At 36.6% G+C, this 17205-nt stretch carries 16 protein-coding genes; 13 read left to right on the top strand and 3 right to left on the bottom strand.

What is annotated here, in order from left to right; translation table 11 throughout:
- Positions 1-33: 33 nt before the first annotated feature.
- From F0365_RS04265 to tsaB, 11 genes are all read left to right on the top strand, one after another.
- Positions 34-732, top strand: a complete 699-nt coding sequence (locus F0365_RS04265) for a membrane or secreted protein (RefSeq protein WP_169932557.1) — start codon at positions 34-36, stop codon at positions 730-732.
- The gene (locus tag F0365_RS04260) at positions 725-1435 is read left to right on the top strand and encodes an SCO family protein (protein ID WP_169932556.1); all 711 of its coding nucleotides are present in this window, start codon (positions 725-727) and stop codon (positions 1433-1435) included. The genes F0365_RS04265 and F0365_RS04260 overlap by 8 nt, the downstream gene beginning before the upstream one ends.
- Before the next feature lie 3 nt (positions 1436-1438).
- Positions 1439-1960 (top strand): DUF420 domain-containing protein, encoded by a 522-nt coding sequence (locus F0365_RS04255; RefSeq protein ID WP_169932555.1) that lies wholly within the window; start codon positions 1439-1441, stop codon positions 1958-1960.
- Positions 1961-1969: 9 nt separating this feature from the next.
- Positions 1970-2200, top strand: a complete 231-nt coding sequence (locus F0365_RS04250; protein WP_169932554.1) for a hypothetical protein — start codon at positions 1970-1972, stop codon at positions 2198-2200.
- Between the two features lie 143 nt (positions 2201-2343).
- The gene (locus tag F0365_RS04245) at positions 2344-3045 is read left to right on the top strand and encodes an ABC transporter ATP-binding protein (protein ID WP_169932553.1); all 702 of its coding nucleotides are present in this window, start codon (positions 2344-2346) and stop codon (positions 3043-3045) included.
- Positions 3038-4285, top strand: a complete 1248-nt coding sequence (locus F0365_RS04240) for an ABC transporter permease (RefSeq protein WP_169932552.1) — start codon at positions 3038-3040, stop codon at positions 4283-4285. Before F0365_RS04245 ends, F0365_RS04240 begins: the two co-directional genes overlap by 8 nt.
- Before the next feature lies 1 nt (position 4286).
- On the top strand, positions 4287-5546 hold the full coding sequence (locus F0365_RS04235) for an ABC transporter permease (protein ID WP_169932551.1): 1260 nt from the start codon (positions 4287-4289) through the stop codon (positions 5544-5546).
- A gap of 16 nt (positions 5547-5562) precedes the next feature.
- On the top strand, positions 5563-6732 hold the full coding sequence (locus tag F0365_RS04230; RefSeq protein WP_169932550.1) for an efflux RND transporter periplasmic adaptor subunit: 1170 nt from the start codon (positions 5563-5565) through the stop codon (positions 6730-6732).
- 52 nt (positions 6733-6784) lie between these two features.
- A complete protein-coding gene (locus F0365_RS04225; RefSeq protein ID WP_169932549.1) occupies positions 6785-8110 on the top strand; it encodes a TolC family protein in 1326 nt (441 codons plus the stop codon).
- An 11-nt stretch (positions 8111-8121) separates the two neighbouring features.
- Complete coding sequence (locus tag F0365_RS04220) at positions 8122-9408, top strand: efflux RND transporter periplasmic adaptor subunit (RefSeq protein ID WP_169932548.1); 1287 nt, start codon at positions 8122-8124, stop codon at positions 9406-9408.
- Positions 9409-9410: 2 nt separating this feature from the next.
- Positions 9411-10091 carry a tRNA (adenosine(37)-N6)-threonylcarbamoyltransferase complex dimerization subunit type 1 TsaB gene (gene tsaB / locus F0365_RS04215; protein ID WP_169932547.1) on the top strand — a complete coding sequence of 227 codons (681 nt, stop codon included), beginning with the start codon at positions 9411-9413 and terminating at the stop codon, positions 10089-10091.
- A gap of 8 nt (positions 10092-10099) precedes the next feature.
- On the opposite strand, the gene F0365_RS04210 is transcribed toward tsaB, so the two are convergent.
- Genes F0365_RS04210 through F0365_RS04200 form a run of 3 tightly spaced genes read right to left on the bottom strand, consistent with a single transcriptional unit; the run spans position 10100 to position 12003 of the window.
- Positions 10100-10795: a hypothetical protein gene (locus tag F0365_RS04210; RefSeq protein WP_169932546.1), complete on the bottom strand. Its 696-nt coding sequence runs from the start codon at positions 10793-10795 to the stop codon at positions 10100-10102.
- Positions 10796-10849: 54 nt separating this feature from the next.
- Entirely contained in the window at positions 10850-11050 is a 201-nt protein-coding gene (locus tag F0365_RS04205; RefSeq protein ID WP_169932545.1) for a dodecin family protein, read from the bottom strand.
- Positions 11051-11091: 41 nt separating this feature from the next.
- On the bottom strand, positions 11092-12003 hold the full coding sequence (locus F0365_RS04200) for a NifU family protein (protein ID WP_169932544.1): 912 nt from the start codon (positions 12001-12003) through the stop codon (positions 11092-11094).
- 353 nt (positions 12004-12356) lie between these two features.
- Here F0365_RS04200 and F0365_RS04195 point away from each other — a divergent pair, with 353 nt between their 5' ends.
- Both F0365_RS04195 and F0365_RS04190 read left to right on the top strand, forming a co-directional pair.
- Positions 12357-13358, top strand: a complete 1002-nt coding sequence (locus F0365_RS04195; protein WP_169932543.1) for a type IX secretion system membrane protein PorP/SprF — start codon at positions 12357-12359, stop codon at positions 13356-13358.
- Between the two features lie 412 nt (positions 13359-13770).
- Entirely contained in the window at positions 13771-17076 is a 3306-nt protein-coding gene (locus F0365_RS04190) for a T9SS type B sorting domain-containing protein (RefSeq protein WP_169932542.1), read from the top strand.
- Positions 17077-17205 lie beyond the last annotated feature (129 nt).

Below are 17205 nucleotides of genomic sequence, written 5' to 3'. Positions count from 1 at the left end.
ACCTCATTTTGAAATAATTCATCACTTCAGACTATGTCAGATCTTCCCAAAGCAGAAGGAATCAAAAAAACCAGTAGAGCAGCTATTGTAAGTGTATTGCTTATTCTTTTTGCACTACCACTACTTACTTATCTGTTTTTTTTAAATGGAGAACACCATTTTAAAACGTTACCAATAGTTACAGAAAATGTATCGGAGTTATCGGCCTTTAAAAACATAGAAGGGAATAGTATTCGATTGAAGGATAGTGTTTCAATTATTACTTTTTTAGGGAGTCATCCTTATGACCGCATAGGTTACGTGTCTAATATCAATGAAAAGATCTATAAAGATTTTCATCAATTTGACGGGTATCAAATGATCAGTATTTTGCCAGAGGAAGGTGTAAAGGATATCGAAGAAATCAAAGCTCAAATGGCTGAAACAACAGATCTTGCCGACTGGCATTTTCTGGTAGGTAGTGATGAAGCTATCAAAAACCTGTTCTATTCTTTCAAGTCTAATTTGACACTCAACAATGATCTTTCATCAGAACATGCATTTGTGGTAGATAAAAAATTAAATTTAAGGGGTCGTACAGATGATGAAGAGCTCGGAATGGTTTACGGTTACGACACTTATTTGATAGCAAACCTCAATAAAAGGATGATGGACGATATGCGAGTGCTACTAGCAGAGTATAGATTTGCATTTAAGAAAAATAGAGACGAAAAAATTCAAAAAGATGAATAAGAAAAAAGACACTCCGTATTATATAGGTCTTGGGGTTATCATTATTATTTTTGGATACTTTGCAGTAACAAACGTTATTCATTATATCAATAAAGATAAAGTCGTGGACAGCAATCGTTCAGAAGATCGCTTACCTGTGGCAGATAAGTTTTTGAAGAAATTTAATAAAGTACCTGATTTTCAATTTGTCAATCAAAAAGGAGATACAATTACTAATAAAGACTTGTTAGGCAAAGTGTATGTCATCGATTTCTTTTTTACTACTTGTCCGACCATTTGTACTCCTATGAGCATGAATATGTCTAAGGTCAGTGAAGCTCTTAAATCTCAAAATGATTTCAGAACTATTTCCATTACTATAGATCCAGATCATGACACTCCAGAAGTTTTAAAGGAGTATGCAAAGAAATACGATGCTAATAGCAACTGGGATTTTCTTACTGGAGATAAAGACGCTACTTATAAATTAAGTCGGGAAGGATTTAACGCTTATGTAGGTGAGAGTGACAATGAAAACATACGTTTTGAGCACAGCGGTAATTTTGCTCTGGTAGATAGAAACGGTTACATACGCTCCCGCAAGGTGAGAATTGATGATCAAAATGAAAATTGGATCTACCATTATAACGGTGTTCAAGAGAATGAAATTCCAGATCAAATTAAGGAGATTATTGAAGATGCAGAAACACTTTTAAATAAGTAAGATATGTTAGAAAAAAGAGGTCCCGCAATTATTATAGTCATTTCTGTGTTAGTGCCATTAGTGGTTATCCTATTAATGTTTATGCCAGTGCGATATAACTTTTTAGGGGTTGAATCTGGACAACTTCCCTTACTTCACGCTGTGATTAACGGGATGACAGCCGTCTTATTAATCACAGGTTATTTATTGATTAAAAAACAAAACCGTATTGCACATAGATGGGTGATGACAACAGCCTTTGTTTTAAGCGCTTTTTTTTTAGTAAGTTATGTGATTTCAAAAATAAGTAACGAACCTATTTCTTATCCCGTTGATGCTCCATTGAGATACTTGTATCTTTTTATTCTAGTGAGCCACATAGTTCTCTGTGCTATCATTTTGCCATTGGTACTATACACCATGTATTTTGCTTGGAATAAAAAATTTGAAAAACATAAAAAAATTGCTGGTTGGACATTCCCTATTTGGTTATATATAGCAATTTCTGGTGTTTTAGTGTATGTTTTTATGCAGCCCTACTACTAATATTTAAGTATGAAAAAGTTATTTGTATTATTGATTGTCTTTAGTTTTCCCGCTTTCGCGAAAGCGCAATGCGCCATGTGTCGTGCCGTTATAGAAAGTTCTGGAGATACCGCAGCAGCGGAAGGTCTGAACAATGGGATCACCTATTTAATGGCCTTTCCATACCTGCTAGGAGGAGCTATAATCTACCTGATCTACAGAAGTACTCAAAAAAACGCACCAGAGGTAGAAGGCTCCTAGTTGCTTTTCAAAAGTCGCTAATTTATTTAAAAAATACCACTAGTTATGAATTAACATTTATTTGTAAAAATTAATGTAACAAGTGCGGAAATTTGTGGTCTTGTTAAGTGGGTCTGTTGAATCAGGCCTGATAAACACAAACCATGATTGAAATAACTGATTTACATAAGTCCTACAAGACGGGAAATTCGTCTCTGCATGTCTTAAAGGGCATCAATTTTTCTGTTAAAGAAGGAGAGTTGGTTTCCATTATGGGTTCTTCTGGTTCTGGAAAATCTACGTTTCTAAATATTTTAGGAATGCTGGATGAAGCAGATAGCGGTTCCTACACCCTAGATAACACTCCTATAAAAAATCTGAATGAAAAAATTGCAGCTCAATACCGCAATAAGTTTCTAGGTTTTATTTTTCAGTCGTTTAACTTGATCAATTACAAGTCAGCTATAGATAATGTGGCGCTACCACTTTATTACCAAAAGGTAGGTCGCAAAGAACGCGATGAAAAAGCGATGCATTATTTAGAAAAAGTAGGTCTTGCAGATTGGGCTACTCATTTACCTAATCAATTATCGGGTGGGCAGAAACAACGTGTGGCCATAGCAAGAGCACTAGCTAGTGATCCTAAAGTCCTATTAGCCGATGAACCTACTGGAGCACTAGATACCAAAACTTCTTACGAGGTAATGGAGCTTATACAGGGTATTAATGAAGAAGGAAGGACTATACTAGTCGTAACTCACGAGCCAGACATTGCACAAATGACAAAGCGCATCGTGAATCTTAAAGATGGTAGGATCATAGATGATACTTTGGTAGATCAAGTAAAAGCTTCATCATATGTTTAATATAGAGCGATGGGAAGAGATCTTTGAAACTATACGTAAGAACAAACTTCGCACATTTTTAACGAGCTTATCAGTTGCTTCTGGAATCTTTATTTTAGTGATTCTTTTAGGTGTTTCATCGGGAATAGCAAATGGTGTTAGAGAGCAGTTCTCAAGTGACGCTACCAACCGTATTCAAATAAGTACTCGAACCACTACTAAAGAATTTAAAGGTCTTAATCCAGGTCGAAGACTTCAAATGACTAATGCAGATTATAAAAGTCTCAATTCTAAGTACGAAGATCAAATAGAATATAAAACAAGTCTTTACAGAACTTGGGGGGGACAGATCAATTATAAAGATAAAGAAGGAAGTTACCGAATAGAGGGTGTTTTTCCAGATCAACAATTTATAGAAAATGCAGCCTTGTCACATGGTCGTTTTATAAGTCCATCTGATATAGAAGAATCTCGTAAAGTAGCGCTTATAGGCTATCAAATGAAAGAAGATTTGTTTCCTGATAGCGACCCTATAGGAAAAATCATACTTGTAAATAGCAATATTAATTTTACCGTCGTAGGTGTTTACACAGATCCAGGCGGAACTAGAGAAGAGTCTAGGTTATTTATTCCAATTACAACAGCACAGAAGGTTTTTAATCAAGGTGAAAATATCAATCGCATCGCCTATACGGTTAATATGGGAAGAAATTTTGATGAGACAGCAAAGTTAAGTGCACAAATGACTCAATCTATAGAACAAGATTTGAGAACAAGATTTGTAGTAGCTCCAGATGATAGAGTTGCCATAAGGGTAGAGGATACCTTAGAACAAGCAAAGCCATTTTTTGATTTAATAGACGTCATCAAAGCAGTGTTTTGGTTTATAGGCCTAGGAACCATTATCGCTGGAGTAGTAGGGGTGGGTAATATCATGCTTATTGTTGTCAAAGAACGTACTAAAGAAATAGGAATTAGAAAAGCATTAGGGGCATTGCCTAGTGAGATCATTATGATGATTTTACAAGAATCCATATTTATTACTAGTATTGCGGGACTGATAGGTCTTTTTTTAGGCGTAGGACTTCTTGAAATAGCAGCTCCTTATATTCAAAATGATTTCATTAACAACCCTACAGTTGACTTTACCACTGCGATTACCACAGTAATAATTCTTGTAGTATCTGGAGCAATCGCAGGATTTATACCTGCAAGACGAGCAGCAAATATCAAACCTATTGAAGCACTAAGAGACGAGTAATATGTTTAACAGAGATAGATGGAATGAAATATTAGAGGCGCTCAATGCAAATAGATTGAGGACCTTACTAACAGCGTTTGGAGTTTTTTGGGGGATTTTTATCCTAGTTGCATTACTCGCTCTTACTAATGGATTGAGAACAGGTGTTAGTGTTCAATTTGCAAATAGAGCGACCAACACGATGTACATTTGGGGACAAAGTACTTCTATTCCTTATAAAGGAATGAATAAAGGTCGCAGAATACAATTTAAACTAGCCGATGTAGAAGCTCTTAAACAAAAATTACCTGCTTTAAAATATGTGTCTCCTAGACAACAATTAGGTGGTTATCGAGGGGCAAACAACGTTACTCGTAATGAAAAAACTGGCGCTTTTCAGGTAAATGGGGATTATCCAGAATACATCAACCAACAATACATGGATATCCTAAAAGGGAGGTGGTTGAGCTATTCTGATATTCAGAAAGAAATGAAAAGTGCCGTAATAGGTGTAGACGTTGTAAAATCACTATATGATATAGGTGAAGAACCTATAGGTACTTATATCACACTTCAAGGGGTCAACTTTAAGGTAGTAGGTGTTTTTGATAATCCTAATACCAATGGAGATAGCGAGGAAGAAGCAAATACTATCTTTATTCCTTTTACCACTTTTGGAAAAGCTTTTAACTCTGCCGATGAGGTAAGATGGATGACACTAACCGCCTATGATGGTATTAGTATCACGTCGATTAAAGAGCAGGTTATAGATATTATGAAGGAGCAACATAGTGTTCATCCTACTGATAGTAGAGCTATAGGAAATAATGATGTTGCTGAGGAATTTGCAAAGTTTAATGGCCTGTTCAATATACTTGCCTTTGTAGGCTACTTTGTCGGGGCGTTAGTACTGCTGTCAGGGGGAATAGGAATCAGTAATATCATGCTAATTGTAGTTAAAGAACGCACTAATGAAATAGGGGTGCGCCGTGCGCTAGGAGCAACTCCGTGGGACATAAAAGCGCAAATTCTTCAAGAATCAATAGTGCTAACCTTGGTTTCTGGTCTCGCTGGAATTGCCTTTGCAGCAGGACTAATTTGGGTAATGAATTATGTATTGGACCAAAGCGGTCCTATGGATAATTTTGCCAATCCATCAGTAAATATTATTGTCATCATCATCGCATTAATCATATTAACCTTTTCAGGATTACTCGCTGGATTTATACCAGCATCACGAGCAACTACTATGAAACCAGTAGATGCATTAAGAACAGAATAACAACTAAGCAATCATAATGAAACGTACAGGAACCGTCATCACACTTATTATAATTTTGCTGCTCGCATCAGCAGGGATTTATTACATCTGGCAAAAAGATCGAGAAGATCCTATTACCTACACCACAGAGCAACCTACCAAGGAAACTATTATCAAAGAGACCGTGGCAACGGGTAGCATTGTGCCTAAAGAGGAGGTTAGTATCAAACCTAATATCTCGGGTGTTATTGATAAAATCCATGTCGAGGCAGGTGATTTTGTTAAAGCAGGAGACCTTATTGCAGATATTAAAGTAGTCCCTAATGTGTCCTCTTTGACTAGTGCTAAAAATAATATCGCAGGAGCTAGAACATCTGTAGAAACCGCAAAATTAGCGCTGGATAATCAAAAGGCTATTTATAACAGACAGAAATCCCTTTTTGATAAAGGAGTGATTTCTGCAAACGATTTTGACTTAGCTCAAAATGCTTATAACAACGCTTTACAACGTTACAAGCAAGAGCAGGTAAATTTAAGGGGTTCACAGCAAAACTATGATATCATAAGAACTGGAACTACCGCGGGCTTGGGAGACTATGCGCAGACATCCATACGGGCAACAGTTTCTGGAATGGTACTGGACGTTCCTGTAAAAGAAGGAAATCAAGTTATTGAGTCCAATAACTTTAATGAAGGTACCTCCATCGCTATTATCGCAGATGTCAATAAAATGATCTTTGAAGGAAAAGTGGATGAAAGTGAAGTAGGGAAAATTAAAGAAGGTCTTGCGCTAGAAATTACCGTAGGCGCTTTTGATAATAAAAAGTTTGACGCTATTTTAGATTATGTAGCTCCAAAAGGAATTGCAGAGAATGGAGCTATTCAATTTGCTATTAAAGGAACTCTTAAAGCGGCACAAGATTCTACTTTTATAAGAGCAGGATTGAGCGCAAATGCCAGTATTATTCTCGATAGAAGAGATGACGTATGGAGTATCAAAGAGGCACTAGTACAGTATGATCCAGAGACTAAAAAGCCTTTTGTAGAAGTTGAAACTGGCGATCAACAATTTGAACGTCGTGATATAGAATTGGGATTGAGTAACGGTATCGATGTGGAAGTGCTTTCTGGAGTAAAAAAAGGCGATAACATCAAAGTTTGGAACGCCTTAAAAATCCCTGCAGGACGTGGCGGGTTCGGAGGTTAATTTTTTTTGTAACAAATCACATATTAGATCTACATATAGACATAATCATATTATGAAGAAGTTAATAATTTTCAGTATTGTTCTTTTTAGTTTTGCTTTCGCGAAAGCGCAACAGAATAACGGGTGGACTTTACAAGAGTGTATCCAACAAGCTTTAGACAAGAATATCTCCATAAATAATGGAGAATTAGATAAAGAGGTTGCGGTAATAGAAAAAAGAGATGCATTAGGTAATTTTTTACCTTCGTTAAACTTATCTGCAAGAAGAACCGTATCTCAGGGTTTCCAATTTAATCCAGTTTCTGGTTTTGAAAATAATAAAAGGACCAACTTATCTGGTGGAGCAAACTCTGGTGTGACCTTCTTCGACGGCTTGAGAAGTTTTAGACAGTATAAACGCGCAAATCTTTCTGCTGAGGCAGCAGACTATAGATTGCAAAATTTAATTGATAATACAGCACTTAACGTAGCCAATACTTTTTTGAATGTACTTTTCAATAGGGAAAACCTACAAGTTTTATTAAAACAGCATGAAGTTACTAACTCGCAAATCGAGCAAACTCAAAATCTAGTCGAAGCAGGATCTTTACCTAGAGGCGATTTATTGGAAATCCAAGCTACTTATGAGAGTGAAAATCAACAAATAATTACCTCACAGAATAGTCTTGCTATTTCAAAACTAAATTTAGCTCAACTACTCATGGTGGAAGATTATGAGAATTTTGATGTGGCAGAAGTAGATTATTCGTTACCAGTCACTAGTATTTTAGATAAGGAAGTAGAACTAGTCGTAAACAATGCTTTGGATACGCGTAGTGAGATCAAGATAGCCGAAATAAATAAAAAGCTTTCTACCCAAGACCTTTTAATCGCTAGATCAGGTTATTCTCCTACGGTAACTGGTTTTCTTAATTATAATACTAATGCCCAAGAAGATACGGAACTTGCAATTACAGATCAGTTATATCTCCTAGATGGGATCTCTTATGGGATCTCTCTTAATGTTCCTGTATTTAATGGGTTTAACACACGAAATCAAGTAGAACGTGCAAAAATTAATTTAGAACGTGCAAATTTTGCAGAACAACAAGCCAAATTAGATTTAGAGGCGCTAGTTTATAGAGCTTACACAGATGCTGAAGGTTCTAAAGTAGCTTATGCAAGTGCCTTAAAAACACTCGAAGCTAGAAGAATAGCCTTTGAATACTCCCAAGAAAGATATAACGTAGGACTGCTCAACGCCTTTGATTTTGAACAAAGTAGGCAACAAGTGGTAAGTGCAGAAAATCAAGTGATCCAGTCAAAATACCAGTACATATTTAATTTAAAAGTATTGGAACTGTATTTCGGTATACCAGTTAACGAATTAAGGTTATAAATCAATCAATCATGAAGAAAGCAATAATTATTATAGTAATACTAATAGCTGTTGCTGTACTAGGCTATTTTGGGTATAAAATGGTTGCTGCTAATAGCGACGAAGGCATATTAGTAGAGGTGATGGAAGTCACCACGATGGATGTTACAGAAACGGTGAGTGCCACAGGAAAAATCAAACCAGAAGTAGAGGTTAGCATATCTCCAGAAGTGCCAGGTGAGATTATTGAATTACCTATAAGAGAAGGCCAAGCGGTTCAGAAAGGAGACCTTCTTGCTAAAATCAACCCAGATTTATTACAATCTAGCGTAAACAGATCGAGAGCTGGACTTGCTAATACTAAAGCGGGTTTTGAACAAGCAAAAGCAAGTCTTGTAGAGGCAAAAGCAAATTACCAACGCGCTTCTCAACTCTTTGAAAAAGGAGTGATCTCGCAATCAGAATTTGATGCTTCTACTGCTGCTTATCAAAGAGCAAAAGCTGCAGAACGTTCTGCTTATTTTTCAGTTCGAAGTGCAGGAGCTACTGTAAATGAAGCTACAGATAATTTAGGTCGTACCAGTATTTTTGCTCCTATGACAGGAACAATTTCCTTGCTTGCAGTCGAGTTAGGAGAGCGAGTGGTCGGAACTCAACAAATGGCAGGAACAGAATTGCTGCGTGTTGCAGACCTTTCTCAAATGGAAGTTGAGGTAGATGTGAATGAGAATGATATCGTTAAGATAGAAGTTGGTGATAAAGCCATTGTTGAAGTAGATGCGTACTTAAAAAGAAAATTTCAAGGAGTAGTAACCGAAATTGCCAACACCGCTACTGGAGCGCTAAGTGCAGATCAAGTGACTAACTTTAAAGTAAAAGTAAGAATCTTACCAGATAGCTATAAAAAACTTTTAGAAGGTAAAAGTGAAAACTACAGCCCTTTTAAACCTGGAATGACCGCAACGGTAGATATCATTACAAGAGAAAAGAAAGATGTGATTGCAGTTCCCATAAGCTCTATCGTTATTAAAAACGATACTATAGAAAGTAAAAACAACTCTAGAGAACTATCTACAAGCGATCAAAAGTTGGAATGTGTTTATCTGGAACAAAACGGTAAAGCCAAATTAAGAGTGGTCACTACAGGTATCCAAGATGATAAAAATATAGTGGTACTCACTGGCCTTGAAAAAGGAGAAAAAGTAATTACTGGACCTTATAGAACAGTTACAAAGACTTTGAAATCAGGAAAAGCGGTAAGTACAAAAACAGATAAAGACGCTAGATCAACCTCTTCTGAAGAAGACAAAGAAGCTTAGTCATGTCTTTAATTTTATGTATAGAAACAACCTCTACGAACTGTTCTGTAGCTCTGGCAACAGAGAATGGAGCTTTTCAAAATAACTACGGAATTCTCAATTGTCTGGACGTACTAGAAGATAACAGTGACGGGTATAGTCATGGAGAACGTTTGCATCTTTATATAGAGGAGATTCTGTCGCGCAATAACTTCTCCACCAAAGATCTTAATGCTATTGCTGTAAGTGAAGGGCCAGGTTCTTATACCGGATTGCGTATAGGAGTCGCCTCGGTTAAAGGATTGTGTTATGCTCTTGATATCCCCATGATTGCCATAAGTACACTAGAATCTTTGAGCAAGCAAAATACCTCCTCTGGTATTACAGTCCCTATGTTAGATGCGCGAAGAATGGAAGTGTATGCTGCCGTTTTTGAAGATGAAGAAATAGTTCAAGAAGTGTCTGCGGTAGTATTAGAAAAAGAAAGTTTTTCTCGCTTTCGCGAAAGCGGAAAACTAACATTTATAGGTACTGGAATAGAAAAATTTAGAGAGCTGATTCAAGAAGAACAGCATACGTACATTACCTCAAACCCTACCGCAACAACTTTGTGCGACCTTGCTTTAGAAAAGCATAAAAAAAGCGACATTGTAGATGTCGCTTATTTCGAGCCTTTTTACCTTAAAGAATTTAAGGCGGGATAAAGGGATTATTATAAAGTCATATACTTGTTAAGCAAGGCAATCAAGCCTTTGTAATCGTCGTTAAACTTAATCTTATTTTCTTTGATGTAAGTTTTTAATACAGACTGAGTAGACTTAGGAAAGGCTTTTACACTGTGCTTTTTGTGATTTTCAATTTCGATAGCATCTTTATTATCGAGGAAGTACATCTTTTCACTGCTTTTAATTTGCGATTTTTGGGAAGAATTATAAGAGTTTCTTCGTTCTACTTCATAAATAATTTTCTTATGCTGAACTAACAAGAGTCTATCTTCATCAAATGTCTTAGCGATTTCATAATATCCGGTAGGTAAATTTCCTAGGTGGAGATACTGGTATGTTTTTCCCCGTAGTTGAATAAGAATGTTATCTTCCTTAGGCAACATTTTCAAAGTCTCTACATCATTAGTATCACTAAATTCTATGCGCTGTTCTAAAACATTATACCTCATGAAGAAAACTTGAGCATCACCACCATTTAAAATCAGTGTACCTAGTTCAAGAGTTTCCTCTAGAAAAGGACTACCAGTATAATTACCTCGATTGTTTTTTACATTTGTGGATAGCTTTTTATAGAAATTAGTCTCTAGAGTATTGCCATTATCTCGATAAAAGGAAAAGTCACGTTGAGCAAACACTGAGGAACAAATAAATATGGATAAAAATATAAGTGTATAATTTTTCATAAAGAGTTGATTTATGGAAGAATTGATAATTCGTCTAATATCTTGCCAAAGAAATTACTTTACCTCAAAAGTGATTTTTACGTTGACACGATATTCAGAAATCTTACCCTCTTTCACTTGAGCACTTTGCTCATTGATGTAAACTGATCGTATATTTTGTACACTTTTAGAAGCATGCTCAACAGCTTTTTTAGTTGCATCTTCCCAGCTGCTCTCGCTGTTTGCTAGTACTTCTATTACTTTTAAAACCGCCATGATTGTATTGTTATAAATATGAGGAATAAAAGATACAATTTTTAACCGTTCAAGGCAACTACTCGTTCTATCTTACCAGGAATCATCTCTTTAAGCATGGTTTCAATGCCATTGCGTAAGGTCATTGTAGAAGAAGGGCAACCGCTGCAGGCTCCTTGGAGAATAACACGTACTTCACCATTACTTTCTTCATAACCCTCAAAAACAATGTTACCACCGTCGCTGGCGACCGCTGGTTTGATGTATTCGTCTAGAATTTCAACTATTTTTTTAGAAATATCGTCTAGATTCTCAAATTTAGGTAAGTCCACAGACTCTCCTTTTTCCTTAACAATCGCGGCGCTTTCATGCTTTGTTTCCCCTATTGAAGAACCGCTTTCTAAAGACTCTCTTATAAAGGAACGCACTTCATGGGTTACTTCATCCCATGATATAACGTCGTGTTTTTGAATAGATATATAGTTTTCATCTACATATAGTTCTTTAATAAAAGGGAAGGTATACAGATTTCTGGCGAGTGTGTCAACCTCTGTATCATTGATGCTTTTAAACTCTTTACTGTTTACAGTAAGTTTTTTATTGGCCACAAACTTCATGGCATTAGGATTGGGTGTTGCTTCAGCGTAAACAGTTACCGGCACTTTCTTTTTCTCTTCGTCCGTTTTTACTAGGAGTTCTCCGCTATTTAGGTAGTTTTCTATTTGTTCTGAAACTTCGGTTTGTACATCTTCCCAAGAAACAATATCATAACGTTCTATTGCTATAAAATTTTGTGCGATATAAACCGTTTTCACAAAAGGCAGATAAAACAACTGCTGCGCAAGAGGAGAAGACTTTGCGTCATCTATGTTTTTAAACTCGTAACTGTGATTTTTTACTAGAAAATGATTGCTTTCAAATTTAATGATTGCTTCATTACTCGTAGGAACTACTTTAATTTGATGATTTTCCATGGTTATTAGAATATGTTACAAAGATAAGCCTAGCAAGGATGATATATCATGATACATGCCATTGATAATTACTATAAATGGTATTCATTAATCGATAACAGGACTGGTTTTGAATTAAATCTATTATTAACCCATAGGAGCCTCAACATAATTCGTATTAATCCATATCCTATACCAAAAATTTATATATTTGAAACCTTTGGTATTCTTTAACGGTGTACCGAAATAAAGCTTGGTTTTTAAAATGCGCCCAAACAATTTATTTTGTTTCATTTTATTACATCAATCAAAGAAACACAATTGATAAAACATTTTTAAGGCTTTTTGCGTTAAGAAGTTACATAAACCTAAACATGAAGAAACTATTCATTTTATTAGCTGTCGTTTTTAGTGGCCAGCTAACCATTGCACAAGAAGGTGTTCCAGTTTATTTAGATTACTTAATGGATAATTATTATCTACTCCACCCTTCTATGGCAGGAGCAGCAGCTTGTGGTAAAGTTAGAGGTACGGTGAGGCAGCAGTGGTTTGATCAAGCAGACGCCCCAAACCTGCAAACACTAAGTTTTAACACTGGTGTAGGGGAGAATAGCGGTATAGGAGCCATATTATTCAACGATAAAAACGGTTACCACTCACAGACGGGTGCTTATCTTTCCTATGCCTATCACCTGCAAGTAGGTGGTGGCTTTGAAGATTTAAACCGCCTTTCTTTTGGTATGAACGTGGGTATGGTGCAAAGCAGGCTTGATGAGTCTGACTTTGATCTGACTGATTTTGATCCTATCATTACAGGAGTTCTTAGAAGTGATTCTTACTTTAATGTAGATATAGGAATGTCTTATTTCTACAAAGAATTCTACGCACATTTTACAGTTAAGAATGCTATTTTTCAAAACCGTGAGATCTATTCAGAAGGTTTTGAAAGTGCTAACCAACGTCGTTACATAGCCACATTGGGATATCTATTTGCTCCACGTAATAACGACTGGCAATTTGAGCCATCTGTGTTATACCAGCGTACGGATCGCACAGCAGAGCAGTTTATGGATGTCAACGCAAAAGCTTATTACGATCTAAATGACGATAGCGTCCTGTACATGGGACTTTCTTATCGTCAGAGTTTTGATGGAGCTGAGTATCTTGATGGAGATAACGTACAAGAGCAAAATTTGTCGCTTCTGTCTCCTATTTTTGGAATCAAGTATAAGGAATTTACTTTTGGTTATAATTACAGTTACCAGTTCGGTGATATACAATTTGCAAATGGTGGCTTCCATCAGATTACATTAGGGATTGACTTTTTGTGTAAAAAAGACAGATGGAGTTGTAACTGTCCTGCGGTAAACTTGTAGAAGCCAACTTAAAATATCTTTTAAAAGGACAGCTTTATAGTTGTCCTTTTTATTTTACCGCTTTTTAGCCATGCTTGCCGGCAGGCAGGAACGTCTTGTCAGAATTATCATTTCAAACCTTATAGATTACTTAGATAGGTAAGGTTTACTTATTATATTTGATACTCGACTAAATTCCTTAAGGAAGAATGAGATAGCCTGACTAAAGAAGCTTTTAAAGAAACTAATCAACCACCATTGATTATCGGTTGGTTAATGTGCATAGTTAAATGCCCCTAGATTGTGTGGGGGTTTTATTTGGTAAAATGTTTGATAAATGAAGTAAGGCCCATAAAGGTTTTACTTAACATGATGAAATTAAAAAAAGAATGATCGAAAAAAGGTCAAACAGCAAATGAATATTTTTAAATAGATGAAAGCGCAATTCAGGAGTAAGTATATACTAGGTTTTTTTGCTTTGATGCTTGGGCAAATAGGTTTGACACAGATAACTACTGATAATACTACTTTTACCGTAGATCAGCTTATTGATGGTGTCTTGTTTGAAGGTGGATGTACGCCTATTACAAATATTCAATCCCGAACTGGTGTTGGAGTAAATGGAAATGGAATTGCTTATTTTCAAGGTAATGGGTCATCATTTCCTTTAAATGATGGTATCATTTTATCAACGGGTAATGCATTAAATGCTAATGGACCTAATTCATTTGGTGACCGAAGTGATAATCTTTTTTCTGGAAACGATAATGATTTGGAAAGTGTTATGGCGGCCGCTGGATCTCCTTTAATTTCAGTAGACGCCACATGGATTTCTTTTGATTTTGTGCCTACTGCAAGTTTTATATCTTTCGATTACCTTTTTGCCAGTGAAGAATATAATGGGAATTTTGAATGTCAATTTGCAGATGCATTTGCCTTTATTTTGACCGATAGTGTGACTGGAGCGGTTACCAATCTGGCAACTATTCCAGGGAGTAATTTGCCCGTTCAAGTGATCACAGTGCGAGATCCACCACCAGCAGTTTGTGCCCCTGTGAATCCCAATTTCTTTGAACAATATAATTTAGGTAATAACGGATTTGGAGAACCTAACCTCGGATTTGCAGCGGCTACAAGCCCTATTGAATTTAATGGGCAGACTACAGTCTTAACAGCCACAAGTGTTGTCGTTCCCAATCGCAGTTATAATATTAAACTGGTGATTGCTGACGCTAGTGACTCTGAATATGACTCTGCTGTATTTATTGAAGGAGGTAGTTTTGATATAAGTGTAGATTTAGGTGGAAGTAGAATCATTAGTCGTGGTAACCCGCTTTGTTTTGGTGATGTTTATACTTTAGATGCATCATTGTCATTGTTGCCAGGGACTACTATTTCTTATATCTGGAAAGAATCGGGAATTGTTATTCCCGGACAAACTGGAGCTACTCTGGATGTTACAGAAGATGGTTTTTACACCGTTGAAATTACGTTTTCTAATGGTTGTATTGCAAATTCAAGTGTGCGTATAGAATTTGTGGACTTGCCAGATGCTAGTCCGCCAGATGCGATTTCTTGTGATCCTAGTGGAATAGGTTCTTTTGATTTAACTATTATACAAAGCGTTTTGCTAGATTCATTGAATGTAGCAGACTATACAGTTACTTTTTATGAGTCTCAAATGGATGCTCAAAATGGGACAAATGCAGTGCCTACTGCCTCTAATTACCAAGGTGTTAGTAATCCACAAACCTTATTTGTGAGTGTAGAAGATAATCTCTTTGGCTGTGAGGTTATTTACCCATTTCAATTGATAGTAGATGATGTGTTTGCAGCGCCAGTGCAGGATATTGTAGGTTGTGACGACGATACTGATGGAATTACTACAGTAACATTGGCAGATTTTGATTCTTTAGTAGGACCAGGGTACACACCAGGAACTGTAACTATAAGCTATTATGCCACACAGGCCGATGCCGATGCCGATATAAATCCACTCGGCCCAACGTTTACAAATACCATTTCACCAGAAACAATTTATGCGAGAGTAGTAGCTACAAATGATACCGGCTGTTTTGATACGACTAGTATCAACATAGTAGTTAATGTGGAACCCGAAGCTGCTCAATCGATTAGTGACTTGATATTATGTGAAGATGATACTACAGGCGATGGAACAGCTACTTTTGATCTTACTCTAGTAGAAAATGATATTATGGGAACACAAGATTTTACAGGTATAAGCATAAGTTATTACACCTCGCAAAGCAATGCTGATAATGCTACTGCAGTTATTTTGAATCCCTCAGCTTATAGCAATACAGCTAACCCAGAGACCATTTTTGTAAGACTAGAGGATAACAATACAGGTTGTTTTAATACGGCTCCTGCATTTGATATCATTGTAAATGATGCACCTGTAATTACGCCGCCCCTCGTATATGATTTATGTGATGATGCTACAATTGATGGATTTACCGAATTTGACTTAGCGTCTAGAAACAATGAAATCACAGGAGGCGCGTCTGGCGTGACCCCATTTTATTATGGGACACCATCAGATGCTGTTAGTAGAATGAATGAGCTGAGCAGTCTTTATATAAACACTGTCAATCCACAAACAGTTTTTGTAATTGTTGAGGATAATTTAACAGGCTGTGTGAGTTCAACAACGCTTAATTTAGAAGTGAAAGAGGCCCCTCAAGCGGTCAGGCCACCTTCTATTATATCCTGTGATGATAGTAATACAGGAGATTTAACAGAAGCCTTTAACCTTACAGTTAATGAAGCTGACATTCTAAACGGGCAAACCACAGGTATCACTGTTACTTATCATAATTCGCAAGCCGATGCTGATAACGGCAATAATGACATAAGTAATCCAACCAGCTTTGATAATACGACTACACCACAAACGATTTATGTAAGAGTGGAAAATAGTACAGGCTGTTTTAACACTACAAGCTTAGATATTATTGTCAATGAAGTTCCCGTACCTCAATTGTTTGATTTGTATTATTTATGCCTCAATAATGCTGGCGGCATTTTAAATACTGCCGACTCTCCACCTCTTTTAGACACAGGTCTTAATCCTATAGGTTGGAGTTTTACTTGGGAATTAGACGGCAACATTATAAATGGAGAAAGCAGTGCTGCATTGACAGCGACATCAGTAGGTGTTTATACAGTCACTGCTACTAACCAAGTAACTGGCTGTAATAGTTCGCAAACTGCGGAGGTTCGAGAACTAGGCCCTCCAGATGATTTTGGAGCGCAAGTAACCACTCGATTTTTTGATGAAAGGCAAAGAATAGAGGCATTTGCTACCGGACCTGCATCTCAGTATATATTTAGACTTGATGATGGACCATGGCAGTATAATGGAAGTTTTAACGATGTATCATCAGGACCACATATAGTAGTAATTCAGGATTTAGAAGGTTGTGCAAGTGTAGAAATCCCGTTGAACGTTGTCGGATATCCACTATATTTTACACCTAATAATGATGGTTATCACGATACTTGGAATATTATAGGCCTCAATGAAGTACCGAGTGCGACTATTTATATTTTTGACCGTCATGGAAAATTATTAAAGCAAGTCGATCCAACAGGAATAGGGTGGGACGGGACTTATAATGGGCAGCCATTAGCATCTTCAGATTATTGGTTTAAAGTAGAATATGAAGAGAACGGAACTCCTAAAAGTTTTGGTGGGCACTTTGCTTTAAAGAGATGATCTATACTTTGTGGAGGCACTATATTTAATAGGTTGTTTAGGGACGCTTTCGCGAAAGCGAAACAAACACCATCCTCCCAACTCCGTAAAATAATGTAGAATGAAATAACATCTTCATACATTTGTGAC

It is taken from the genome of Nonlabens sp. Ci31 (genome assembly GCF_012974865.1).
GTDB lineage: Bacteria > Bacteroidota > Bacteroidia > Flavobacteriales > Flavobacteriaceae > Nonlabens.
This window is presented reverse-complemented; position numbering and strand designations above follow the sequence as displayed.